Source organism: Parafrankia sp. EUN1f, from assembly GCF_000177675.1.
Classification (GTDB): Bacteria; Actinomycetota; Actinomycetes; order Frankiales; family Frankiaceae; genus Parafrankia.
The window spans coordinates 1-22,307 of the sequence record NZ_ADGX01000138.1 but is presented as its reverse complement, the minus strand read 5'-3'; the positions used below and the strand labels follow the sequence as shown (position 1 = coordinate 22,307).

The 22,307-nt window shown below is 69.2% G+C and carries 20 protein-coding genes, 1 tRNA gene and 2 pseudogenes; 12 read left to right on the top strand and 11 right to left on the bottom strand.

From position 1 onward, the window contains the following. Nucleotides 1-9 precede the first annotated feature (9 nt). Together FREUN1FDRAFT_RS48285 and FREUN1FDRAFT_RS29775 are read left to right on the top strand one after the other, a co-directional pair. Entirely contained in the window at nucleotides 10-144 is a 135-nt protein-coding gene (locus FREUN1FDRAFT_RS48285) for a hypothetical protein (protein WP_369809835.1), read from the top strand. After that, a complete protein-coding gene (locus FREUN1FDRAFT_RS29775) occupies nucleotides 128-568 on the top strand; it encodes a cupin domain-containing protein (protein WP_369809834.1) in 441 nt (146 codons plus the stop codon). The genes FREUN1FDRAFT_RS48285 and FREUN1FDRAFT_RS29775 overlap by 17 nt, the downstream gene beginning before the upstream one ends. Before the next feature lie 50 nt (nucleotides 569-618). Here the strand turns inward: FREUN1FDRAFT_RS29775 and FREUN1FDRAFT_RS29770 are convergent, their stop codons facing one another. Continuing rightward, nucleotides 619-1,431 (bottom strand): IclR family transcriptional regulator, encoded by an 813-nt coding sequence (locus FREUN1FDRAFT_RS29770; RefSeq protein ID WP_006544019.1) that lies wholly within the window; start codon nucleotides 1,429-1,431, stop codon nucleotides 619-621. Nucleotides 1,432-1,606: 175 nt separating this feature from the next. Here FREUN1FDRAFT_RS29770 and FREUN1FDRAFT_RS42185 point away from each other — a divergent pair. Further along, a pseudogene (locus FREUN1FDRAFT_RS42185) lies at nucleotides 1,607-1,765 on the top strand (transposase); the annotation flags it as partial. Between the two features lie 537 nt (nucleotides 1,766-2,302). Here FREUN1FDRAFT_RS42185 and FREUN1FDRAFT_RS29760 read toward each other — a convergent pair. Then, a tRNA-Thr gene (locus FREUN1FDRAFT_RS29760) sits at nucleotides 2,303-2,378 on the bottom strand. Between the two features lie 86 nt (nucleotides 2,379-2,464). Here FREUN1FDRAFT_RS29760 and FREUN1FDRAFT_RS29755 point away from each other — a divergent pair. Next, complete coding sequence (locus FREUN1FDRAFT_RS29755) at nucleotides 2,465-2,821, top strand: VOC family protein (RefSeq protein ID WP_006544018.1); 357 nt, start codon at nucleotides 2,465-2,467, stop codon at nucleotides 2,819-2,821. A gap of 287 nt (nucleotides 2,822-3,108) precedes the next feature. Here FREUN1FDRAFT_RS29755 and FREUN1FDRAFT_RS29750 read toward each other — a convergent pair whose 3' ends face one another. The 3 genes from FREUN1FDRAFT_RS29750 to FREUN1FDRAFT_RS45405 all read right to left on the bottom strand — a co-directional run bounded on the left by FREUN1FDRAFT_RS29750 (nucleotide 3,109) and on the right by FREUN1FDRAFT_RS45405 (nucleotide 5,970). Further along, a complete protein-coding gene (locus FREUN1FDRAFT_RS29750) occupies nucleotides 3,109-3,366 on the bottom strand; it encodes a hypothetical protein (protein WP_006544017.1) in 258 nt (85 codons plus the stop codon). An 811-nt stretch (nucleotides 3,367-4,177) separates the two neighbouring features. Further along, nucleotides 4,178-5,416: an MFS transporter gene (locus tag FREUN1FDRAFT_RS29745; protein WP_006544016.1), complete on the bottom strand. Its 1,239-nt coding sequence runs from the start codon at nucleotides 5,414-5,416 to the stop codon at nucleotides 4,178-4,180. 194 nt (nucleotides 5,417-5,610) lie between these two features. Further along, nucleotides 5,611-5,970 carry a hypothetical protein gene (locus tag FREUN1FDRAFT_RS45405; RefSeq protein WP_006544014.1) on the bottom strand — a complete coding sequence of 120 codons (360 nt, stop codon included), beginning with the start codon at nucleotides 5,968-5,970 and terminating at the stop codon, nucleotides 5,611-5,613. Nucleotides 5,971-6,319: 349 nt separating this feature from the next. Between FREUN1FDRAFT_RS45405 and FREUN1FDRAFT_RS29735 the strand changes: the two genes are divergently transcribed. The 6 genes and pseudogenes from FREUN1FDRAFT_RS29735 (at nucleotide 6,320) to FREUN1FDRAFT_RS29710 (ending at nucleotide 11,703) form a co-directional block, all read left to right on the top strand. Next, nucleotides 6,320-7,537 (top strand): CaiB/BaiF CoA-transferase family protein, encoded by a 1,218-nt coding sequence (locus tag FREUN1FDRAFT_RS29735; RefSeq protein WP_006544013.1) that lies wholly within the window; start codon nucleotides 6,320-6,322, stop codon nucleotides 7,535-7,537. 34 nt (nucleotides 7,538-7,571) lie between these two features. After that, a complete protein-coding gene (locus FREUN1FDRAFT_RS29730; RefSeq protein WP_006544012.1) occupies nucleotides 7,572-8,396 on the top strand; it encodes an SDR family oxidoreductase in 825 nt (274 codons plus the stop codon). Nucleotides 8,397-8,472: 76 nt separating this feature from the next. Next, complete coding sequence (locus FREUN1FDRAFT_RS29725) at nucleotides 8,473-8,925, top strand: pyridoxamine 5'-phosphate oxidase family protein (RefSeq protein ID WP_006544011.1); 453 nt, start codon at nucleotides 8,473-8,475, stop codon at nucleotides 8,923-8,925. A gap of 99 nt (nucleotides 8,926-9,024) precedes the next feature. Then, nucleotides 9,025-10,281, top strand: coding sequence for an amidohydrolase family protein (locus FREUN1FDRAFT_RS29720; RefSeq protein ID WP_006544010.1), 1,257 nt, complete (start codon nucleotides 9,025-9,027; stop codon nucleotides 10,279-10,281). Between the two features lie 148 nt (nucleotides 10,282-10,429). Next, nucleotides 10,430-10,597, top strand: a pseudogene (locus FREUN1FDRAFT_RS29715) (cytochrome P450); the annotation flags it as partial. A 56-nt stretch (nucleotides 10,598-10,653) separates the two neighbouring features. After that, nucleotides 10,654-11,703 (top strand): aldo/keto reductase, encoded by a 1,050-nt coding sequence (locus FREUN1FDRAFT_RS29710; protein WP_006544008.1) that lies wholly within the window; start codon nucleotides 10,654-10,656, stop codon nucleotides 11,701-11,703. A gap of 24 nt (nucleotides 11,704-11,727) precedes the next feature. Here FREUN1FDRAFT_RS29710 and FREUN1FDRAFT_RS29705 read toward each other — a convergent pair whose 3' ends face one another. The 6 genes from FREUN1FDRAFT_RS29705 to FREUN1FDRAFT_RS29680 all read right to left on the bottom strand — a co-directional run bounded on the left by FREUN1FDRAFT_RS29705 (nucleotide 11,728) and on the right by FREUN1FDRAFT_RS29680 (nucleotide 19,482). Further along, nucleotides 11,728-12,366, bottom strand: coding sequence for an SCO family protein (locus FREUN1FDRAFT_RS29705; protein WP_232295476.1), 639 nt, complete (start codon nucleotides 12,364-12,366; stop codon nucleotides 11,728-11,730). A gap of 43 nt (nucleotides 12,367-12,409) precedes the next feature. Then, nucleotides 12,410-13,642: a glycoside hydrolase family 6 protein gene (locus FREUN1FDRAFT_RS29700; protein ID WP_085948919.1), complete on the bottom strand. Its 1,233-nt coding sequence runs from the start codon at nucleotides 13,640-13,642 to the stop codon at nucleotides 12,410-12,412. A gap of 154 nt (nucleotides 13,643-13,796) precedes the next feature. Then, entirely contained in the window at nucleotides 13,797-14,885 is a 1,089-nt protein-coding gene (locus tag FREUN1FDRAFT_RS29695) for a glycoside hydrolase family 6 protein (protein ID WP_232295475.1), read from the bottom strand. Nucleotides 14,886-14,958: 73 nt separating this feature from the next. Continuing rightward, nucleotides 14,959-16,551, bottom strand: coding sequence for a galactose oxidase-like domain-containing protein (locus FREUN1FDRAFT_RS29690; protein WP_006544004.1), 1,593 nt, complete (start codon nucleotides 16,549-16,551; stop codon nucleotides 14,959-14,961). Further along, nucleotides 16,551-18,974, bottom strand: a complete 2,424-nt coding sequence (locus tag FREUN1FDRAFT_RS29685; protein ID WP_006544003.1) for a glycosyltransferase family 2 protein — start codon at nucleotides 18,972-18,974, stop codon at nucleotides 16,551-16,553. The genes FREUN1FDRAFT_RS29690 and FREUN1FDRAFT_RS29685 overlap by 1 nt, the downstream gene beginning before the upstream one ends. A gap of 1 nt (nucleotide 18,975) precedes the next feature. Continuing rightward, entirely contained in the window at nucleotides 18,976-19,482 is a 507-nt protein-coding gene (locus FREUN1FDRAFT_RS29680) for a Trp biosynthesis-associated membrane protein (protein WP_050796095.1), read from the bottom strand. 391 nt (nucleotides 19,483-19,873) lie between these two features. Between FREUN1FDRAFT_RS29680 and FREUN1FDRAFT_RS29675 the strand changes: the two genes are divergently transcribed. Beyond that, nucleotides 19,874-20,965, top strand: a complete 1,092-nt coding sequence (locus FREUN1FDRAFT_RS29675) for a glycoside hydrolase family 6 protein (protein ID WP_006544001.1) — start codon at nucleotides 19,874-19,876, stop codon at nucleotides 20,963-20,965. A 570-nt stretch (nucleotides 20,966-21,535) separates the two neighbouring features. Then, the coding region (locus FREUN1FDRAFT_RS29670; RefSeq protein WP_006544000.1) for an aminotransferase class I/II-fold pyridoxal phosphate-dependent enzyme at nucleotides 21,536-22,307 on the top strand (772 nt) is incomplete at its 3' end.

The window sequence follows — 22,307 nt, the reverse complement described above, 5'->3', positions numbered from 1 at the left end:
AAACAGACACTGTCGAAGCTGGAACAGAGCAGCGGTAACCCGACCGTCGACACACTCTTCTCGATCGCCTCGGCTCTCGGCGTGCCAGTCGACCCGCCTGGTGGCCGAACGCGAGCAGATCGTCGCCGTGCAAAGGGCGAGTGACGTCGTCTGGCAGCACCATGACGGCCACGAGGTCCGCCTGCTGGACCATGTCTACGGATCCGGCGTCATCGAGAACTACGTGATGCGCATCCACCCGATGGCGAACGGGGATGACGGAGAGCCCGAACTCCATCCGGCGGGCACCCTCGAACATCTCTATGTGATCACCGGGCATGTGCGCGTCGGCCCGGTAGACAGCCCCATCGAGCTGCGGCAAGAGGATTTCGCACGCTACGCCGGCGATCGTCCGCACCGATACCAGTCGCTGTCCGGGGAGAGTCTCGTGCACGTCGTGGTCAGCGTTCCCCGTGTCCAGCCGGGCACGGGGGTGCTGCGGACCCAGCACGGCGGTGGAGTTCGGGCGAGGATCTCAGCACCCTCCACCTCAGCTCGGGAGTGGAAGGATGTGGACGACGGGTCGTAGCGCCTTCGACGGAGGCGAATCCACGTCACGAACCCGGAGAACGGAGAAGATCACGTTCCAGCGGTGGAACCCACGGCTCTGCGCACCGTCGCGGCGGCAATAGCCCGAGAAGCGTCATAGGCCACCCGCCGTAATATCGGCGCATACCGCGCAGGATCAAATCTTTGATGCGGTCCGGCTACGGACAGTGCGGCGAGCGGTTGCCTCGCAAGACCCAGGATCGGCACAGCGACACAGGAAAGGCCCAGTGCGGCCTCCTGGCGGTCGAATGCGATCCCACTCTCGCGGACGCGCGCCAGCTCGGCCCGCAGCAGGTCGGCGCCGGAGATGGAGTACTCGGTACGCGCGGGCAACGCGGCCGAACGAGCGGCGATCTCAGCAGCGGCGGGATCGAAGGCGAGCATGGCCTTGCCGACACCCGTGCAGTGCGCGGGCAGCCGGGCACCAATCTTGGACGGCGAACGCGCGGCCCGATGACCATGAATCTTGTTGAGGTACGCCACCTCGTCACCATGCAGGACCGCCAGATGCACCGTCTCGTGCGTGTGTTCGTAAAGCTCCACGAGATAGGGCAGCAGCTTGTCGTGGATCAGCGCCGTCGTCGGACCATAGACACAGGATCCAAGGTCAGACAGGTGAGCGCTCAGTCGGTAGTCGCTGCCGACCCGCTCCACGAACTCGTTGCGCTGCAGGATGGCCAGCAGCCGGAAAGCCGTCGATTTGGTCATCCGCGTACGCCGGGCCAGCTCGCTGACACCGATCTCCCGCTCCTCGCCCGCCAGCGACCGAACGAGAAGCAAGGCCTTGTCAACCGCGGTCTGCGGACCGCCGACAGCGGACTCGATGACGTCACCGTTCTCCATGAGGGCCTCCGGCGCACATCCGCGGACAACTCTAGTAGACGTTCAGCCACTTTAGATGACGCGAGGCTCGCGTGTAAACGTGTCACTATCTGTGCCGATCGGTCCGGCTCGGTGAGCATCTGATCTGGTAGCGCGGGTGCCCGATCGTCGCCGTGCCCGACGCGCAGACTCGTCGGTGGATGTTCTGCCTGACCGCGGCGCTGATGGGTTGGAGGCCTGGCTACACGCCCGTCGCGGCGCCAAGGTCATCGATCGGGACGGCTCCGGTACCTACGCCGGAGCGGTTCGCCGCGCACTCCCCGAGGCGGTCCAGGTCGCCGACCGGCGCTGGCATGACGAAGGACCGAACGGATGTCGAGTCGAGGTGCTACGCGAACGCGCCGGGATATCACGCGGGTGACCCGCCACCGCATACCGCCGCCAACCGGCCCGACACAGGCCGCGTCAGCGAGCGAGGGGGAACGCGGCTGCGGAGAGCCCGAACCCACGGCGCGGGCACCCGGGACCACCCCGCCGATCCCGTCGTGCCGCGTTCCGAGGCCACCATCGGCCCCAGGCGCGCCGCGGACGTCCGAACCTGACCCACGGTAACCACGGGGCGGGATAGCGGACCGGCCGCCGTCAGCCGGCGCGCACCGCTCTCGTCACAGCCCACCCACGACTCAAACCCGCGAATTGCGACGGGACGTAACCGCTTCGGGGGCGGTGTCGCGACGGCAAACCCGGCTCAGGCGCCCGAAGACGACACCCCGCACATGATCGTTCCCTGCACAAAATTGCCGAATGCGCACCCAATGCGCACCCAAACCCATTTCGATCTTGCAAATATGATCTTCAACTTTGCAAAACCGCAGGTCAGGGGCTATCTGTCTGGAGCCGGCGAGGGGACTCGAACCCCTAACCGCTCGATTACAAGTCGAGTGCGCTACCAATTGCGCCACGCCGGCCGGCCGCTCCACGATACCGGACCGAGGTCGCCGCGTAGCCAACACTGCGCCGACCCTGCCACCCGTCCGCGGAGAGGCGCCATCCGATGTTCGGTCCCGTCACCACCGTCATGACGTTCGCCGACGACCCCGAGAAGTCCGCGCGCTGGTGGGCCAACCAGCTCGACGCCGACGTCCACCTCGACATCGACGGCGAATCGGTCTACGCCTGGCTCACCGTCGCCGGCGTCGAGATCGGCTTCCACCAGGCCGACGACGACCGTAACCCCCGCGGCGGATCACCCGTCGTCTACTGGGCTGTCACCGACCTCGACGCCACCCGCCGACGCCTCCTCACCGCGGGCTGCGTCCACCACCGCGGCCCACTCAACGTGTCCGAGGGTCGCAGAATCTGCCAGATCATCGATCCGTTCGGAACCATCATCGGCTTCGAAGGACCCTGACCGGCGACCGGACCGTACCAAGTCCACGATCAGCCTTCGAACTAGCGGGCTCAGGACACCAGGGGACATTTCCCTCGCGTGGGGTTTGCGTGATGCACCGTGGGATCCGGATTTACCCTTGCCAACTCGAGCTCGGTAAGCGAAGCGGGCCCCGCCGGGCGTGACCACTAACCCAAATGCTTCCGGGAGACGGAGAATCCCACGACGACGCCGAGGGCAGCGAGCTGCATACCCGGGGCGTCGCCGTGGGATTCTTCTCGTGTTACCGAGGGTTCACCGAAAAGTTCCTACGCCGCCGACCCACGGTAGGCGACCGGGCCCTCGCCGGGGAACTGCGCCGCGCCCTGGAACGACGCGCCGTTGTCGAAGAACGTGATGCTGCCGTTGCCCTGGGGGCCCGACCAGGTCACCTGGGTCCCGGTCTCCGGCCGGCCCGACGAGGGCACGACCTGGTTCCGGTTGCCAATGACGATCTGCAGGTCGGCGTCCTTGTGCCATTCCGCCCCCGGGCCACCCCACTGGATCTCAGTGTGATAAAGAGACATACGCCTACCCCTTCTGCCGGCGTGACCCATCAGGTCACGCTGTAACTGGAACAGCGGGTACCGCGAATTCTGTTCGCCCGACGCCGACCCAGACTGGTCAGTCCACTCGCGTCAGGACATGGATCCCCCCGGACGGGAAGTCAGCCGCTAACAAGTCGAGCGAACCTCCGCGGATTCCAGCGTAACAACTCCGATACCCAGCGACAACGAAGTTTGCAGAACAATATCAGCTTCACCTGTTTACCCAGACTATGCTTGGAAATGTGGCTTTAGTTCCTTTTGATATATGGTGTGATTGTCGGGAATCAATGAATGTCCCCGCCGGGACGACGTGAACATCATTTGTTCAGGAACAAGCCGGTGAGGACGTGCTCGCCTATCTCCCGCCGCGCTGCGGCCGCCGACACCTGGTCCGGCTACATCGCTTTGAGGTCCCGGCAACGTGGCATGCCCGGGCGGGTCCGTCCTTGTCGCACTGGCCACCGTCGCCGGCGTACTGGTGGCGGCGCCATCGATCCCTTGCCAGGGATGGCGGGTGCCGCAATGGGCCCGGGGCGGCGGGCTTACCGGGCACCATGCCAGCGGTCGCCCGTCATCGGCGGTGGAGAAATGGGGGCAGTCGTGGCCGCAGGTACACATCGCGCCTGCTTGCCCCTGGGACACGAAGATGTCGCGGCCTAGCGTCGCGCTTTGATCACGACCGACTCCACAGCCAGGCCTGGATCCCGAGAAAGGGGCCGCGCAGGTTGACCGCGAGCGGCCGATCGAGGTCGGCCGCGTTGTCGACGTAACGCTTGTGGGGCCGTGCGGCTCATGCAGCACGTCGCAAACCTGGCAGGATCAGGCACAGCACTGCCGCGGCGGCGGCCGTGGCAGCAAAGGCGCCCACCGCCCAGGCTCCGGAAACGTGCTGGACAAAGAGCCCAGCGGTCAGCGGCGCCAGCGCAGCCAGCGCGGTAGTCGCCATGACGACGGTGTTGATTACCCGGCCGCGCATTTCTGCCGGGGCACTGCGGAGCGTCACGGCGAACAGCGCGGCGTTCACGGCCGGCGCGAGCAGCAGCGCCAAGGCGATCGGCGCGGCCACCAGCGGCGACGGGAGGAGCGGTGCCGCGGCGCCGAACAGCAGGGCCCCAGCCAGAGTGATCGTGGTGGCGAGGGCTCCCAGGCGCATACGCCCCTGCAGCCGGGGTGCCACTATGGCGCCGAGCAGCCCGCCGGCCGCGATCGTCGCCTGCACCAGGCCGAGCACCGCGGTGGACGTACCGTGCTCACGCAGCGCGAGCGTAACCGTGAAGGTCACGCCGGTGAAGGCGAAGTTCATCAAGGGCGCCGTTATCGCTACCGCGCGCAGGATCGGCACCTGCCAGACGACCTGCAGGCCATCGGCGACCTCGCGCCACAGCGCCTTGCGCTCGGCCGCGTTCTCCGGGAGGAACTGCCCCCGGATCCTGTTCACCGTGCCGAACGAGGCAACGTAGGAGACGGCGTTGGCGAGGAACGGAACGGCCTGGCCCAGTCCGAAAAGAGCCCCGCCGAGCGCCGGGCCGGCCAGGGCGGCAGCGTAGGTCCTGGCCTCGGTGGCGGCCGACGCCCGGTCCAGTTGCCGGTCCGGCACGATCGCCGGCAGTGCCGCGGCAGCCGCCGGATTGAAGATGGCGCCTGCGCCTCCCTCGATCAGGCACACGACCAGGACGACCGGCCAGGACGCGAGGTCGGTCACGATCAGGATGCCGAGCAGGGCCAGCAGGACCGCGCGCATGGTGTCACAAACGATCATTGTCAGCCGCCGGTCGAACCGGTCGGAGAGCGCCCCGGCGGGCAGGTGCAGGCACAGCAGGGTAATTGCCCGCGACGTCCCCACCACTCCGGCGAGCACCGCCGAGTGGGTCAGCGCCAGGATAAGCAGCGGGTAGGCGAGCAGGCCGATTCCTGAGCCGGTATCGGAGAGCAGCTGGCCGATCCACAGCATACGGAAGCCCTCGTTGTGCCGGAGAGGAACCTCTTGTTGCACATCGGCCTCTGTCTCGATTCCGGTGGCATCGCTCATCTTCGGAATTGTAGGTAACCAGGAATTCTTCCCAACGGACCGGCCTGAGCTATCTTTTGATGCCGGCCCGGGCGGCCAGCCAGCCCGCCATCGCGCGTATGCCGTAGCCGATGGCCCGCTCATCGGGATTGAAGGCGCCGAAGTGCGGGTAGCTGGTCTCGACGGCCGCGCCGGGCGCGTACGCCGAGGAACGTTTACGTGCCGGGGTACCGGTCGAGGAAAAGCGCGAAGTCCTCACCGCCGTACGGGATCGCGGCCTCGATCGCCGCCACGTGATCGCGGCCCAGCGCCCGCTGCAGGTGTCCCCCGATCGCATGGCCGTCCCGCTCTGAGCAGACCAGCGCGGGAAATGGCGCGGCAGGAAAGTCGGGTGCCGCGCCCTCCGACCGCGCGAGACGCTCGACGTCCGCGCGGATCTCGGTGTAGCGGTTCGGCGGCCAGCATCGGTAGGACAGCCGCACCACGGCGCCGACGGCCTGGGCCTGCGCCCGGCAGGCCGTAGCCGGGTGTGACGAGAAATCGGCCCACCGGGAACGGGCCGCAGTGCAGGGCATGGATCTCCGCGGGTCGGACCTGGCTGAACACGCCGTCAGCGAGCATCGCCGCCGCGCCGGTGAGGGACTCCTCCGCCGGTTGGAAGGCGAACACCACGCATCCGGCGAGCTGGTCGCGTAACTGGCCGTACCCCCATCCATGCCCCGGGTTCGCCGATCCGGACGTGGTGCGCTACCGAGGCCGCCGGGGCCATCTTGACACTATGCGAGCGCCGCTCGCATACTCACCAACGGATAAGCGACCACTAGTCGCATAAGGGGTGGGTGTGCAGCCACGATTACTACGTCGCCTGTCTCGTGCCGTGACGGGCCCCACGGCCGCCGCCGGAGATGAGACAGGAGAGTGCTCATGACCGCGGTGATGCAGGGGGTGCGGATCCTCGAGGTCGCCGAGCACACGTTCGTACCCGCGGCGTCCGCGCTGCTCGCCGACTGGGGCGCCGACGTGATCAAGATCGAGCACGTCGAGCGCGGTGACGCGATGCGCGCGCTGGCCTCGTCCGGCGTGGCGGTTGTTCCCAAGGACGTCCACGTGCTGATGGAGCACTCCAACCGCGGCAAGCGCAGTCTGGGCCTCGACCTCACCTCCGAGGCCGGCCGCGAGATCCTCTACAGGCTCGCGGGCACCTGCGACGTCTTCCTCACCAACAAGCTGCCCAGCGTGCGGACCAAGCTGCGCGTCGACGTCGACGACATCCGCGCCCACAACCCGCGCATCATCTACGTCCGGGGCACCGGCCAGGGTGAACGCGGCCCCGAAGCCGACCGTGGGGCCTACGACTCGCTGGCCTTCTGGTCCCGTGCCGGCGCCGCCGTCGGCGTCATGCGGCCCGAGTACGGCCACGTCCCGGTTCCGCCCGCGCCCGGCTTCGGGGACTCCATCGGCGCCATGACCATCGCCGGCGGCATCATGGGCGCGCTGTTCCACCGCGAGCGCACCGGCGAGGCCACCGAGGTCGACGTCTCCCTCATGGCGACCGGCATGTGGGCGATGGGCCAGGCCCTCGCCCTCTCCCTGCTGCTCGACATCCCGTGGACCCCGCCACCCGCCGACGCGCCGCGATCCAACCCGCTCACCGGCAACTACCGGACCAAGGACGGCCGGTGGCTTTCCTTCACCTGTCTGCAGGCCGGCAGATACTGGCCACCGATGTGCGAGGTCATCCGCCGTCCCGATCTCGCGACCGACCCCCGGTTCGCCGACCACGCCGCTCTGATGGCGAACAGCAGGGAGGCCATCGCCATCCTCGAGAGCACCTTCGCGGCACACACGCTGGCCGAGTGGCGCGAGCGACTGGCGGGCTTCGTCGGCCAGTGGAGCGTCGTCCAGGACACCCTGGAGGCCGCCGCGGACCCCCAGGCCGTCGCCAACGGGTACGTCCAGGAGTGCACCAGCGCGACCGGCATCCCGTTCCGCCTCGCCGCCGCCCCGGTCCAGTACGGCAGGCAGCCCGCGCCGGCGGGACGCGCGCCGCTGTTCAACGAGCACGGCGACGAGATCCTCGCCGAGCTCGGTCTCGATCAGGATGCCGTCCTCGACCTGAAGATCCGCGGCGTGGTCGCGTGACACGCACCTCAGCCAAGAGCCTGGAGACACTGACATGACGTTGTTCGACGCCTTCCGTTTTGACGGGAAGCGGGTCCTGGTGGTCGGCGGTGCCACCGGCATGGGCGCCGCCGCCGCGGAGCTCGCGCTGAGTGCCGGCGCCGAGGTGCTCGTCGCCGACTACGCCGAGGTCACGCTCCCGGGCGCCAAGGGCATCGACGTCAATCTCGCCGACGCCGCCTCCATCGACACCGCCGTCGACCAGCTCGGCGGCCCCGTCCACGCCCTGCTGCTCGCCGCCGGCGTCGCCGACGGAACCCCCGGTATCGAACGCATCAACTTCATCGGCCACCGCTACCTCATCGACCGCCTTCTCGCCGGCGGGCTGCTGCCCCGCGGCTCCGCCATCGGCTTCATCTCCTCCGCCGCCGGCCTGGGCTGGGAGTCGGACCTGCCGCTGCTGCGGGAGTACCTCGCCATCACCGACTTCGACGAGGCCACGAAGTGGGCGGTGGACCACGGCAAGGCCGACTACATGTGGAGCAAGCGGGCCGTTTGCGCCTACGTCGCGTCCCAGGCGATGTCTCTGCTGAAGCAGGGCGTGCGGATCAACGCGATCTGCCCCGGCCCCACCGACACCCCCCTCGCCCGGGCGAACGAGGAGCGGTGGCTCGGCTTCGGCACCGACTACCGCGCCGAGGTGGGCTCCCTGCCCGCGACCCCGCTGGAGCAGGCCTACCCGCTGCTGTTCCTCTGCAGTGACGCCGCCTCGGCCGTCAACGGCATCACCCTCACCGCCGACTCGGGCTACTTCAGCGCCGGGATCGCCGAGTCCTTCCCCGCGGCCACCCCCGTCGTGAAATTCCTTCTGGGCCGGTGACCTGACCGAAGCCCCGGGCCGGCTGCGCAAGCCCACCGTCCAGTAGATCTTCGACATTCACGAGGGACAGAAGACGATGAAAGAGCAGCGTCGTGGCCGCCGGATCGCCATGAGCCCGACCGAGATCGATGCCTTCCTCACGGAGGAGCGGACCTGCCGGGTGGCGACGTCCAGCCCGAGCGGACCGCATCTGACTCCGCTGTGGTTCGTGTGGGACGGCGCCGCGCTGTGGCTCAACTCGGTCGTGAAGAGCCAGCGCTGGACGGACATCGCCCGTGACCCACGGGTGGCGGTTCTGATCGACGGCGGGCATGCCTTCAACGAGCTGCACGGAGTCGAACTCCGCGGAAAGCTCGAAAGCGTCGGAGAGGCTCCCCGGACCAGCACGCCGGATCCCGAGCTCGAAAAGCCCGAGCTACTTTTCGCCCGCAAGTACACCGGCCGTGACGAGATGCACTACGACGGGCGGCACGCCTGGCTGCGGCTGACCCCGGAAAAACTCACCAGCTGGGATTTCCGAAAGATGTGAGGACCGCCGGCGCACACGACGGTAAACCGCAGAAGGTCTGCGACCCCCAGAAGCCTGGCCGGACACGACCGCCGGGCCATCCACCCGTCGAGGAGAATCATGAACGTCGACGACATGGTGCTGGTGAGCATCGACGACCACGTGGTCGAGCCGGCAGACATGTTCACCAACCACGTCCCGGCCAGGCTGGCCGACCAGGCCCCGCACGTCGAGACCGACGAGTCCGGTGTGGACAGGTGGATCTACCAGGGTCGGGTCACCGGTGTCAGCGGCCTGAACGCCGTCGTCACCTGGCCGCCGGAGGAATGGGCCAAGGACCCGGCCGGCTTCGCGGAGATGCGCCCCGCCGTTTACGACATCCATGACCGGGTGCGGGACATGGACCGCAACGGCATCCTGGCCTCGATGTGCTTCCCGACCTTCGCCGGGTTCTCGGCCGGGCACCTGAACCACTTCAAGGACCCCCTGACGGTCATCATGATCCAGGCGTACAACGACTGGCACATCGACGACTGGTGCGGCACCTACCCGGGCCGGTTCATCCCGCTCGCGCTGCTGCCCACCTGGGACCCGCAGCTGATGGTGAACGAGATCCGTCGCGTCGCCGCCAAGGGCGCCCGGGCCGTCACGATGCCGGAGCTGCCGCACCTCGAAGGGCTGCCCAGCTACCACGACCTGACCTACTGGGGGCCGGTCTTCGAGGCCCTGTCCGACACCGGCCTGGTGATGTGCCTGCACATCGGCACCGGTTTCGGCGCGCTGAAGCTGGCGCCCGACGGCCCGATCGACAACCTGATCATCCTGGCGTGCCAGATCTCGTCGCTGGCGGTGCAGGACCTGCTGTGGGGCCCGGCGATGCGCAACTACCCGAACCTGAAGTTCGCGTTCTCCGAGGGCGGCATCGGCTGGATCCCCTTCTACCTGGACCGCTGCGACCGGCACTACACCAACCAGAAGTGGCTGCGCCGCGACTTCGGCGGCCGGCTGCCCAGCGAGGTGTTCCGCGAGCACTCGCTGGCCTGCTACGTCACCGACCCGACCTCGCTGAAGCTGCGCCGCGAGATCGGCATCGACAACATCGCCTGGGAGTGCGACTACCCGCACGCCGACTCGATCTGGCCGGACGCACCCGAGTTCGTCCTCAACGAGCTGAACGGGGCCGGGGCGAACGACGAGGAGATCAACAAGATCACCTGGGAGAACGCCTGCCGGTTCTTCAACTGGGACCCGTTCGCCGAGATCCCGCGTGAGCGGGCCACCGTCGGCGCCCGCCGTGCGGTCGCGACGGACGTCGACACCGCCATCCGCTCCCGCAAGGAGTGGGCACGGCTCTACGCGCAGAAGCACCCCGGCTGACGTCGGACCGCAGCACCAGCAACCAGGCCCGCATGCGGCTCCCGGTACCCCGGCGGGCCCTTCGAGAAGGCGCGCAGCCGTGAGTGATGGACTGTACTGGGATCCGTTCGACAGGACGGTCGACCTCGACCCGCATCCGCTGTGGCGGCGGATGCCGCACTTCTGCCTCGGTGCCGCGCTCGCCCGCATGGAGGGGCGCATCGCGCTGGAGGAGACCCTGCGGCGCTTCCCCACCTGGGAGGTCGACCGCGACAACGCGGTGCGCCTGCACACCAGCACCGTCCGCGGCTACGAGAAGCTCCCGATCGCCGTCTAGGTCCCCCGAGCTCTCCAGCTCTCCAGCTATTCAGCTATCCCAGTGACGGGGGCCACGTGAGATACCGCAGGTTCGGAACGACCGGCGTCGAGGTCAGCAGCCAGTGCCTGGGCACGATGAACTTCGGCCGGCTCGGCAACGTCGATCCCGACGAGAGTGTCCGGGTGATCAGCCGGGCGCTGGACGCCGGCATCAACTTCATCGACACCGCCGACGTGTACTCCGGCGGCCAGGCCGAGCAGATCGTCGGGCAGGCGGTCGCCGGACGCCGGGACGAGGTGGTCCTGGCGACCAAGTGCTACTTCCCCATGGGCGGCCGGCTCCAGCGGGGATCGTCGCGGCGATGGATCACGCAGGCAGTCGAGGGCAGTCTGCGTCGGCTGGGCACCGACCGCATCGACCTTTTCCAGATCCACAAGCTCGACTGGACCACCGATCTCGAGGAGACCCTCGGTGCGCTGACCGACCTCGTGCGCCAGGGCAAGGTCCTTTACCTGGGCTCGTCGTCGTTCCCCGCCGACTGGATCGTCGAGGCCCAGTGGGCGGCCGCCCGACGCAACAGCGAACGCTTCGTCTGCGAACAGCCGCAGTATTCGATCTTCGCGCGGTCGATCGAACAGTCGGTGCTGCCCGCCTGCCAGCGACACCGGATGGCGGTCATCCCCTGGAGCCCGCTCGCCGGCGGCTGGCTGACCGGTAAGTATCAGCGCGGTCAGGAACCCGCGAACGGCTCACGGTACGACCCTGCCAGCCCCTTCATGCAGGGCACGGTCAGCTCGGCCGCCGAGCGCGCCGACCCTGCCCGGTTCGACGCCGTGGATGCCCTGCGCACCGTCGCCGACCAGGCCGGCCTCACCCTGACCGAGCTGGCCATGGCGTTCGTCGCCAGCCATCCCGCGATCACCTCGACGATCATCGGGCCGAGGACCATGAAGCACCTCGACGACGCGCTCGACGCAGCCGACGTCGACCTCGACGACGACGTGCTCGACGCCATCGACGAAATCGTGCCTCCCGGCACGGACCTGCCCGGGGTCGATCACTTCATCCAGTACCCGTCCCTCCTGCCCACCGCCCGCAGGCGGCCGTCGGGCCTGTCGGTATAGCGGGTCGGGGGGATATCAATGAAGTCAGACCTCGCCGCGGAGGAGCAGGGGGATGTCGTGGGCGTAGTCCTCGACGCTGGTGCCGGCCTGGTACGCGACCCGGGCGACACCGTCCGGGCTGAAGGCGGTGACCTGGGAGCCGTGCGTCACGGTCCACGAGCCGTCGCTGCCCTGGCGGGGTGCCTGCACCGGCACACCGAGCTGGTCCGCCAGGTGCGCGACGTCGTCCCATGTTCCGGTGACGCCGATGAACGACGAGTCGAACTGGCCGAGCCAGCGCCGCACGGCTGCCGGGGTGTCCCGGGCCGGGTCGGTGGCGACGAACACGACCCGCAGCTGAGCCTGGTCGGCCGCGCCGAGTAGGGAGCGCGCCGCGGCGAGGTCCGCCATCGTCGTGGGACAGATATCGGGGCAGTTCGTGAAGCCGAAGAAGACCAGGGTCAGCTTTCCCGCGGTTGCGGCCCGCAGGTCGAAGGGTTTGCCGGCGGTGTCGGTCAACGCGGTCGTCGGTTTCGGCATCGGCGTGGCCAGCGTGATGCCGCGGACCCCGGCGGCCCCTTCGACCTGGCTCAGGTCGACGACGGTGCCCGGCGTGTCCGTCCCAGCCCCGCAGCCTGCCATGGCGATGGCCGCCGCCACCATGAGGACGGCGGCTCCCCGCACGCGGCACCGGCGCCGCTGGTGGTGCTGGTGCTGGTGACGTTGGTCAGGCTGCACGGCGGGCCAGCCCGAGTGCGTACTCGGGCCACCACTGACCGGCGGGCGGGCCACCGTTGCAGGTCCCGTCGGACTCTCCTGGCACTTTGATCCAAAGGAACGCGTCGACACTCGTATCTCCGGTCGCAGTGGTCGGGAGCACGCCGAGGCCCCGCCCGGGCGGATTGCACCAGGCTCCGTCCGGTGCCCGGTCCTGGCCGTTGCGGGAGGTGTCGACGACGAAGTGAACGTCGCCGCCGAGGGCCGCGGAGATCTGCCGGCCGTAGGCGATCTCGCTCGCAGAGTCGTCGAAGTTCGAAACATTCAGTGCGAATCCACGGGCCTGCTCCACGCCGGCGGCACGTAGCCGGGTGGCCATCTCGGCGGGGCCGTGCCAACCGGCGTTGCCGGCGTCCAGATAGACGGCGGCACCGGCTCCGGTGAGCGCCACAGCCGCGTAGCGAAGCAGGTCGTACCGTGTCTGCCGGTCCGCGGTGCTCAGACAGTCGACCTGGGAGAGGCCATCGGGCTCCAGGATGACGACAGCCGGGTTGCCCCGCACGCCCGCCGCGAAGGCGGAGATCCACGCCCGGTAGGCGTCGGGGCTGGACTGGCCGCCGGCGGAGTAGCTGCCACAGTCGCGGTGCGGGATCCCGTAGGCGACCAGCACGGGCAGCGCGCCGGCCGCCCGGACCAGCGCGACCTGTGCCCGGACACGGCCCGTCAGTGTGGCCGGGTCCGCGTCGCCGAACCAGGCCGCGGCCGAGCCGCGGGCCAGCCGGGCCATCAGGTCGGCGTCCGTCGGGTTGGTGGCACGCAGATCGCGGGCTGCGACGGCCGCGTCGCTGGACGGATCGACGTAGAACGACGCGCCGGCGATCGGGTTGCCCCCGGAGCCGGGTATACCGCCCGCGGCGAGCGTGCTCGGGGCCGCACCCGGGGTAGGGCCGGCGGACGGGGCCGCGGCGGCGCTTGCCGACGGTGGTGCGGCGGAGGGCACCGATGGCGACGCCGTCGCCGGGTCGTCGGGCGCCCCGGGCCCGCTGTCGGGAGCGCCGCGCTGGCCGCTCGGAGCATCGGTGCGGCCTGTGTCGGGCGTCTCGGTTGGAGCGTCGGCGGAGAGGTAGGCGTCCGCGCCGGCGTGCGGCGGCAGCGGACCGGTCCCCGTCCACACGGTGAACCCGGTGACGACCGCCACCGCCGCCGCGATCGCCAGCCGTCGTCGCGGCCGGGAGCGCGCCATGCGCGCCCGGCTCACCTGGCGCGTACGGCGCGTACGGCGCCGAGTCACCGACGGCCGGTCCGGCCGGTCCGGCCGGTCCGGCCGGACGATGGTGGCCACGGCTCGGTCTCGGCTCATCGAGGAAGAGCGGTCATCCATACCGGATCACCGCCTGTCAGGCCGCGTTACGGACGAGTTCAGCCGCCTGCTCCGGCCACCAGGCGCCGGCCTGCGGATTACCTCGGCCGCACTCGCCGTCGCTGGCTCCCGGCGTCTTGATCCAGAGGAACGCGTCGGCGAGCGGGTTTCCGGTAGCGGTCGTCGGTGCCGGGCCGAGGCCACGGCCCGGTGGGTTGCACCAGGCGTTCTCGATGCCCTCGGCGGGCCCCCGGCCGTTGCGGGAGGTGTCGACGACGAAGTGGCTGTTGCCGGTCAGGCCGGAGATGACGGTTCCGCGGGCCACCTCGTCCTCGGTGCGGTAGTAGTTGGAGACGTTGACCGCGAACCCGCGGGCATGCGCGACGCCGGCCCGCCGGAGTCGTTCGGCGATGGCGGCCGGCTCGGTCCAGCCGCAGTTCGCCCCGTCCAGGTACACGCTGGTGCCACCCAGTCCGGCGTAGACGTCGACGGCGTCGTTCAGGAGCTGGTAACGCTCCTCCTGCAGGGCCGGGGAGAGGCTGTCGATCTGGCCGAGTGAGTCCGGCTCCAGGACGACGACGGCGTTGTTCGGACCGATGCCGGCAGCCACCTGGCGGGTGAAGGCCCGATAGGAGGCGGCGTTCGGGGCGCCACCGGCGGAGAAGCCCGCGCCCGCGTCGCGGTGCGGGATCGCGTAGATCATGAAGACCGCGGTGGCGCCCGCCGCGGCCGCTGCCTCGCTGCGCTGGCGCACCGCCGCTGTCACATCGGGTAGCCAGTCTCCGACCGGGAAGGCGGTCGGCGTCCGCACGAGTGGCTCGATCAGGTTGGCATGGGCCGGGTCCGACGCGGCCGCGTCGGCCGCCTGGCTTGCCGGGTCGGTGAAAAACGGCTGCCGCGGAGCCGGGCCCCGCCGACCGACCGCTCCGGCTGCGGCCGAAGCGGGCGCGCCCGAGGCGCCCGAGGCAGCCGAGGCACCCGCACAGGTGCCCGACTCGCTGCCTGCGGCGTTGAGCAGCGTCGCGGTCGGCGGCTGAGGTACACCCGACCCCTCGGACCCGCAGGCGGCGAGCCCGGACAGGAGGAGAAGCGCCACCAGGAACCGGGCCCGTAGAGGTCGGCTCACCGGACCTGCCATATCCAACGCTGTTCTCCGACCATCATCCGCCCATCATCCGATGACCTTCACCCAACGCATCTCATTGAACCTGGACCCAGGTCGCCACTGACGGGACACCGGCACCGTTGTCGACGAAAAGCATGTACCAGTCGGGTGGCAGCACATTCGGATTCTCCGGGACGCTGACCGTGACGGTGCCGTTCGCCTGGCTGGCCACGGGCAGTGCCACCGAGCGCTGCTCGGTGTCGGTGACATGGGTGTAGGCGCCGGGCCGGATGAGCCGGACCTTGGAGACGTCCTGAGAGACCGACAGGCTGATCGTCGAGCCCCGGGTGGCGGTGGACGGCGCGGTCCGGATGACCGGTCGCTCGCCCTTGTACAGATAGGGCGGGCTGTAGACCTCCATTCTGGTTTCGAAGAAGTTGTCGTCGCTGAGCGGGTTGGAACCGAACACCGCGACCCTGCCATCCGGCAGGAGCAGGTAACTGCTGTGGTAGTCCCGGCCGACCAGCGGGTCGGCCGCCTCGGTGAAGGTGTTGGTGTCCGGGTGGTAAAGCTGGGCCGTCCGCGAGTCCTTGCCGCGGTATGCCGTGGAGCCGCCGGAGACGAGCACGGTGTCATCCGGCAGGACCACCACTCCCGGGTAGCGCTTGGCGACCTCGAGGTCCGGCCCCCGTTCCCAGGTCGGGTTCGGCGCGTCGAGATCGGCGATGGCGGTGCGGGCCGTCGCGACCTGGGTGTCTCCCACACCACCGCCACCGAGGAACATGACCCGCTGCTCCTGCGCGGGCGGCAGGAGCACGGTCGCGGCAGTCTCGTTGATCTCCGGGGAAGGCAGCCCGCCCACCGGCTGGAAGCTGTTGTCCGCCAGGTTCCACAGCCCGGACTGACGTGCTTCGAGGGATGCCGGCCCATAGCCGGCGTTGGCACCGGAGAAGAACAGCCGCCCGTCGCTCGCGAGCAGCAGCGACGGGTAGGTGGGGAACTCCTTGTTCAGCTCCGGATGGTTGATCCAGCTCTGCGTCGCCTGATCGAACGACTCGGTGTTCCCCGGGTCGATCGCGCCAGTCTCGTTCAGGCCGGAGACCGCGACCACGGCGCCGTTGGCGAGGGTGACGAGTGTCGGGTACCAGCGGGCGTGGTTGAGGTCACCGGTCTTCTCGTAGCGCTCGGTCTGCGGGTTGAAGATGTAGGAGTCCTTCAGCCCCTGGTACTCCTTCTTCTGCCCGTCGGGCGAGTCCTGGGCGAGCACCTCGTAGGCCTTGGTGCCGCCGGAGATCAGCAGGTTGCCGTTCGGCAGGAAGGCCTGGCCCGCGCAGAAGACGTCCCACGGGGTGTAGATCTTCTTGAAGGTGTTCGCGACGGGGTCCCACAACAGCGTCTCGTAGCGCTTGGCGTCGAAGGCGGCCTTGTCGTTGCCGGACCCGGCGACCAGCAGCACCTTGCCCGTACGCAGCAGCGCCGCGTGCACCGACCGGGAACCGGAGTCCGCGATGACGTCCCACCGGCCGTACTCGCTCATGTAGGACTGCTGGTGCCAGCGCCACTTCTGGTAACGCGCGGACGCCCAGCTCCCGACGAACGGCCCGTTGCCGGCGATGATCACGGCGACGAGGCAGCAGACCTGGATGACGCGGCGACGGCGCGGTCCGGTGATCCTCTCCACCACCATCAGTCGAGTTCCTCCAGGAGACCTTCGGGTGAGACGCGGCGGCGTCGCGGGTGCAGGCGCAGGGTGACGTCCTCGGTGTAGCCGGGATTGGCCGGGAGGTCCGGGCCGCCCGCACCGGTGCGCCTGGTCGCGCCGGTCACTCCCGCGCCGTCGTTCGCGTCTGCCACTGCGCCCGCCCCGCGCGCCGCCGCCCTAGCCATGCGGGCGGCCCTGACGGCGGCAGGGCTGGCCGGGTCGATCGGCCTCGCCGGTCTGGGACGGCGCAGTGTCACGGTGGTGGACGGTTCCGGGCCGTCGGCGGCGGCTTTGCCGGCCCCGACGGTCGCACCGGCGCTGCCACCGGCACCGGCGGATGCCCCGCCGCGGACGCGCAGGGCCGCCAGCAGCGGCGGCGCGATCAGGACCGTGTCGCCGCCGTCCGGATCGTCGGCATCCGCGCCGGACGCCCGGCCGACCCCGGCGAGTTCCAGTCGGTCCGTGGCCTCGTCGTCCGGGTCATAGCGGCCGGGGCTGTCCACCCGCCTGGCACCGGTACCCAGAGCCACCAGACCGGACAGCGCCTCGTCGTCGGCATACGGGTCTGGATCGCCGCCTGTCTGCGCGCCCACAGGTGCGGGATCCGGCCGACCGTCCGAGCCGCCACGGGCGGCGGCAGCTGCCGCGTCGGCTGTGCCGGCGGTGGCGGCGGTGGCGGCTGTCCTGCCGACCCGCTGAGAGGGGATGTGCGCTGCCGGCAGCGGGTTGGGCGCGGCCGCGCGGCGCGGGGCGAGGACGGGCTCGACCATCCACAGGATGATCGGGATGAGGCAGGTGACCAGCGACAGCGAAGCCCAGATCATGTTCGCGGGGTAGACACGGCCGAGGCTTGCGGCCACCGCGATCGACGCCGCCGAGATCAGCGCCCAGAACAGGTGCTTGCGGAAGGTCAGCAGCCGGTCCGGACTGGCCGCGTCGCCCTTCGGGGTGACGACGAAGCCGAGCTTGCGGCGGAACAGCGCTCCGACCAGGGCGGTCGAGTAGAACGGCATGCACAGCACCGAGACGAAGATTCCGTTCATCCCGGCGCTGCCGGGTTCCTCGTGTGGGCTGGTGTTGAAACGGCGCAGCCAGAAGTAGAGGAGCAGCCGGGCGACGAAGACGTCGATGTACAGCGCCAGCCAGTACGAGACGTTCACCACGACGCCGGTCGAGCCGAGCGCCATGTAGCAGACGGTCAGCGCGACGCCCAGCAACCAGGTGATCGCCACCGTCGGGTAGTGCAGCATCAGCGTCGAGTAGTGCAGGCGGGGACCCCAGTCCAGCGCCTTCAGTCGCCGCGGCGCCTCGGTGACCATCACCTCGTTGGCGCCGCGGGCCCAGCGCAACTGCTGGCTGAAGAAGTCGGTCCAGGAGGTCGGGCCTTCGCCGACCGCGACGACGTCCGGCGTGTACACCGACGTCCAGCGGTGGCCGGTCTCCGGGTTGCGGGCGCCGTGGACGGCGAACGAGGTGGCGAGGTCCTCGGTGATCGAGTCCTGGAAGCCGCCGATCTGTCGCCAGGTGCTTACCCGGTAGGCGTGGTTGGTGCCGACGAACATGCCGCAGGCGAACCGGTTCGCGGCGCGTTGGATGACCGAGTGGAACATGTAGTTCTGCGCCTCGGCGCCGCGGGTCAGGTAGTGGCGGAAGTTGCCGTAGACCTGCGGTCCGACGACGAAGGCGACGTTCGGGTCCCGGAAGTAGCCGAGCATGCGCTCGGCGTAGTTCGCCAGCGGGATGTGGTCGGGGTCGACCGACAGGACGACGTCGTACCGGTCGCCGTGGAGGTCGAGCCACGAGTTGTGGTTGCCGTGCTTGGTCTTCGCCCGGAACCGTCCCTTTCGGGTGTTCCAGTGGTCGACGCCGTTGCGGGTGAAGTGGCGGACCCCGATCTCCTGGCACATCGCGCGGACCTGGGGGTCGTTGCCCTCGTCGAGCAGCCACACGTCGATCGGACTGCTGTAGCGGATGTTGCGTGCGGCGATCAGGGTGTCCCGGACGACGTCCAGCGGCTCTTTGGACGGGACGATCGTCGTGGTGAAGGCGACCCGCAGCCCGGGGGGAGGCGTCACCGGGATCGGGTCGCGCATGAGGGTCGCCGACCAGCACAGGATCACGGAGTTCAGCAGCCGGATGCCCTCGGTGACCACGATCAGCCAGAACATGATGTGGTTTCCGACGGCTACCGCGGTCGGGAGATATCGCGTGTCCGGGAAGTGCTGCGGTTGGATCAGCCAGACGAAGAAGAAGGATGACAGCACCAGCGTGACCACGAGCAGCGGGAGAACCTGGCGCAGGGCACTGCCGGCCATGACGCGCCGGTAGGCCACGTGATGGGTCCGGTCGGGTTCCGGCTCCTGCAGTGGACCGGCGAGCGTCGAGAAGGTCGCGTAGTCGTATGCCATGTCACTGTGCCTCGGTGCCGACCGGCGCGTCGGTGGGCACGTCGACCGAGGTACGGGCTGGTCGGTCGAGTGCAACCCAGATGATTCCGGCGATCATCATGAGCACCCCGGCGGCGACGCAGATCCACAGGCCCGTCGCCGTGCCTGCGGCGACCGTTGGTTTCTCCGTCTGAAACGTGCCGATGCGGAGCCGCGCCAGGGTCCGGGTGATGGGCTCGGCCGCGTGCACACGCATGGTGGTGACCGCGACGATCACCGCCCCGGCGGCCGCCGGGGCGAGTCCCAGCCAGCGCCGGTTGCCGCCCGGATCGGCAGTCAGCATGCTGATCAATGCCACGAGTCCAAGCGCGAAGACCACCTGCCCGGATGGCGGGAGATCCCATCCGGAACGGGTGACGACCAGCAGGTGGGCACCTCGGTCGGAAAGAGTCGCCTGCACCCAGTGATCGAATGACCCGAACACCGCGGCAACGCCGGCGATACCGCAGGCCCACACCGCCGCGGTCACAATGCGCAGCCCCGGGCCGGGTGCGGTGAGTCGCCGCGCCCGAATCGATGCCCGGGTTTCTGGCCGGGGGCCTGTCGGGCTCTCCGCTCGGTCCGCGAACACGCCGTCCTTTCCGCAGGTCGGATGTTGGACTGACACGATGACACATGGGCGGCGGTGGCCACCCGACAGGTCCCCCGACTATGGTTTTGCTGTGAGAAAAACGACTGAGGGTTGGAGGCGCGGGGATTCACCGTCCGAACCTTCACGTAACTGCCGGGCCCGGCCCGACAGTCCGCGCCGTCCGCACCCGCAGTCGATCATCTCGGCATTCACGTGAGGGTTCTGCTGGTTCTTTCTGACGTCATCCGGGCGTTGTAGATTGCCGGCGTCCCAACGGGAGAAAGTTCTGATGGATCAGCTGCCTCATGGCTCCACGAGTGCGCCTCCGCTGACGCGGCGCGGGCGCCGCCGCCGCGTGGCGGCCCTGTGCGCAGGCTCGCTCCTCGCGGTGTTGACCGGATGTGCCGGCGGGCCTGCCGGCCCGGGCGACCCCGCCCCGTCGACGGCGGTGGCACAGACTGCCCCTGCGGCGTCGGGCAGTGCCGCCCCAGGTGGGAGTAACCCGCCGGGTGGCCGTGCCCTCTACGCCGTTCCGGGGGTGCAGGCCCAGATCGCCGCGGACGGCATCCGCGCCGAACGGCCGGCCGACGCCGCGCTGCTGGACCGGATCGCCCGGACGCCGACCGCGATCTGGCTGGGAAGCTGGAACGCCACCACCGAGGTCGGCGCGAACGTTCGGGGCATCGTCGCGGGCGGCAGGTTCGCCAACGCGACGCCGGTGCTGGCTGTATATCGGCTCCCGGCCCACGACTGCGCGGCCTACCCGGCCGCCGGCTCGGGCTCACCCGATGACTACCGGGCCTGGATCGCCCAGGTCGCGGTTGGACTGGCACCCGGGCCCGCCGTCGTCATCCTCGAACCCGCAGTGCTGGCCAACCTGAACTGCCTGGGCGAGGCGGAGGTGGAGACCACCTACCAGCTGATCCGCGAGGCGGCCGCGGCACTGACCCGCGCGGGGGCGACCGTGTACCTCGATATCGGCAGCGGGTCGACACTCTCCGCGACGGAGGCAGCGCGGCGGCTGCGCCTCGCCGGGGTGGCCGACGTCCGTGGCTTCGCGCTGAACACCTCACGGTTCGCCCGCACCGAAACGATGATCGACTACGGTGAGGCGTTGGTCCGCCAGCTCGGGACTGACACGGGCTTCGTCGTGGACACCAGCCGCAACGGGCTGGGCCCGCCTGCCGGCAATGATGTGTGCAATCCGCCGGGTCGGGCCTTGGGCCCGCCCCCGACCACCAGCACCGGCCGGCCCGCCGTGGACGCACTGCTGTGGATCAAGATGCCCGGGGAGTCCGACGGCACCTGCAACGGCGGGCCGCAGGCCGGAGTGTTCTGGGTCGACTACGCGCTCGAGCTCGCCCGCCGGGCCGGCTGGTGACTTTCTCGGCACACGACCCTTACGAAAGGGCGGGGTGATCCGACTACAGCGGAGCAGGTCTGCGCCTCTCGGATAGAGGTGGTTGTCGCGCTTTTACCGGGGAGCGAGCACCGTACTTTTACAGGCAAGTAGAGGTCACGCTCGCCGACCTTGCGAAGGACGGACCGCGGCAACTTTGCCGGAAGCGCAGAGCACACCCCCATGCACTCTTGGCAACGCAGCCCTTTCGTGAAGGTACAGAAGCCCGCCTCGCACGGCGAATCGCTTCCAGCAGGCCAACGTCGCCGCGAGGCCGAAGAACCGGCGACGGCCCGACAAGCCCGCCGACGGTCGCGTTCCGTGCTGTCGCGATTGCGACAGCACCGTTCGCGCCCCCCACCAGTATTTACTGTTCCCTGGCCGTCTGACCTGGTTGTCCGTTCCGGTATAAATAGCTCCCGCGCACGACCTTCGCCGGCTTGTGTGCGTGAAACACGACAGCACGACAGGTGGGGCCGCTGTCAGCACGGTCGGCGTCGATCCCACCCGGATACATCCATGATCCGCATACAGCCCTGAAGGGTGGCGCAGATGAGTGACGGCCGGCGGACGGCTCCTGACTTCCCGGTCTGGCCGCAGTTCGATGACGCGGAGCGTGCCGGGTTGATCCGTGCGCTTGATCAGGGTCAGTGGTGGCGGATGGGTGGTGGTGAGGTCGACGCGTTCGAGCGGGAGTTCGCGGACTATCACGGTGCGCCGTACGCGTTGGCGGTCACGAACGGTACGCATGCGCTGGAGTTGGCGTTGCAGGTGCTCGGGGTCGGTCCGGGTACCGAGGTGATCGTGCCTGGTTTCACGTTCATCTCGTCGTCGCAGGCGGCGCAGCGGCTCGGCGCGGTCGCGGTGCCCGTCGATGTCGATCTGGAGACGTACTGTCTCGATCCGGCCGGGGTGGAGGCCGCGGTCACGTCTCGTACCAGGGCGATCATGCCGGTGCATATGGCCGGTCACTTCTGTGACATGGACGCGCTCGGGAAGATCTCCGCGAACACCGGTGTCCCGTTGATCCAGGACGCCGCGCACGCGCATGGGGCGAGTTGGCAGGGCCGGCGGGTCGGTGAGCATGGTGGTATCGCGGCGTTCAGTTTCCAGAACGGGAAGCTGATGACCGCCGGTGAGGGTGGTCTGGTGACGTTCTCGGACGCGGAGCAGTTCGAGCAGGCGTTCCTGCGTCACAGCTGCGGCCGGCCGCGGACCGATCGTCGTTATCTGCATCAGACGTCGGGGTCGAACTTCCGGATGAACGAGTTCTCCGCGTCGGTGCTGCGTGCCCAGCTCGCCCGGCTCGGGGGGCAGATCGATA

What these genes read in the sequence shown, in the direction of transcription:
- FREUN1FDRAFT_RS29770 (WP_006544019.1), bottom strand. Translation starts at nt 1,431, where the DNA reads ATGGAGAACGGTGACGTCATCGAGTCCGCTGTCGGCGGTCCGCAGACC.
- FREUN1FDRAFT_RS29755 (WP_006544018.1), top strand. Translation starts at nt 2,465, where the DNA reads ATGTTCGGTCCCGTCACCACCGTCATGACGTTCGCCGACGACCCCGAG.
- FREUN1FDRAFT_RS29750 (WP_006544017.1), bottom strand. Translation starts at nt 3,366, where the DNA reads ATGTCTCTTTATCACACTGAGATCCAGTGGGGTGGCCCGGGGGCGGAA.
- FREUN1FDRAFT_RS29745 (WP_006544016.1), bottom strand. Translation starts at nt 5,416, where the DNA reads ATGAGCGATGCCACCGGAATCGAGACAGAGGCCGATGTGCAACAAGAG.
- FREUN1FDRAFT_RS45405 (WP_006544014.1), bottom strand. Translation starts at nt 5,970, where the DNA reads ATGCCCTGCACTGCGGCCCGTTCCCGGTGGGCCGATTTCTCGTCACAC.
- FREUN1FDRAFT_RS29735 (WP_006544013.1), top strand. Translation starts at nt 6,320, where the DNA reads ATGACCGCGGTGATGCAGGGGGTGCGGATCCTCGAGGTCGCCGAGCAC.
- FREUN1FDRAFT_RS29730 (WP_006544012.1), top strand. Translation starts at nt 7,572, where the DNA reads ATGACGTTGTTCGACGCCTTCCGTTTTGACGGGAAGCGGGTCCTGGTG.
- FREUN1FDRAFT_RS29725 (WP_006544011.1), top strand. Translation starts at nt 8,473, where the DNA reads ATGAAAGAGCAGCGTCGTGGCCGCCGGATCGCCATGAGCCCGACCGAG.
- FREUN1FDRAFT_RS29720 (WP_006544010.1), top strand. Translation starts at nt 9,025, where the DNA reads ATGAACGTCGACGACATGGTGCTGGTGAGCATCGACGACCACGTGGTC.
- FREUN1FDRAFT_RS29700 (WP_085948919.1), bottom strand. Translation starts at nt 13,642, where the DNA reads ATGGCGCGCTCCCGGCCGCGACGACGGCTGGCGATCGCGGCGGCGGTG.
- FREUN1FDRAFT_RS29690 (WP_006544004.1), bottom strand. Translation starts at nt 16,551, where the DNA reads ATGGTGGTGGAGAGGATCACCGGACCGCGCCGTCGCCGCGTCATCCAG.
- FREUN1FDRAFT_RS29685 (WP_006544003.1), bottom strand. Translation starts at nt 18,974, where the DNA reads ATGGCATACGACTACGCGACCTTCTCGACGCTCGCCGGTCCACTGCAG.
- FREUN1FDRAFT_RS29675 (WP_006544001.1), top strand. Translation starts at nt 19,874, where the DNA reads ATGGATCAGCTGCCTCATGGCTCCACGAGTGCGCCTCCGCTGACGCGG.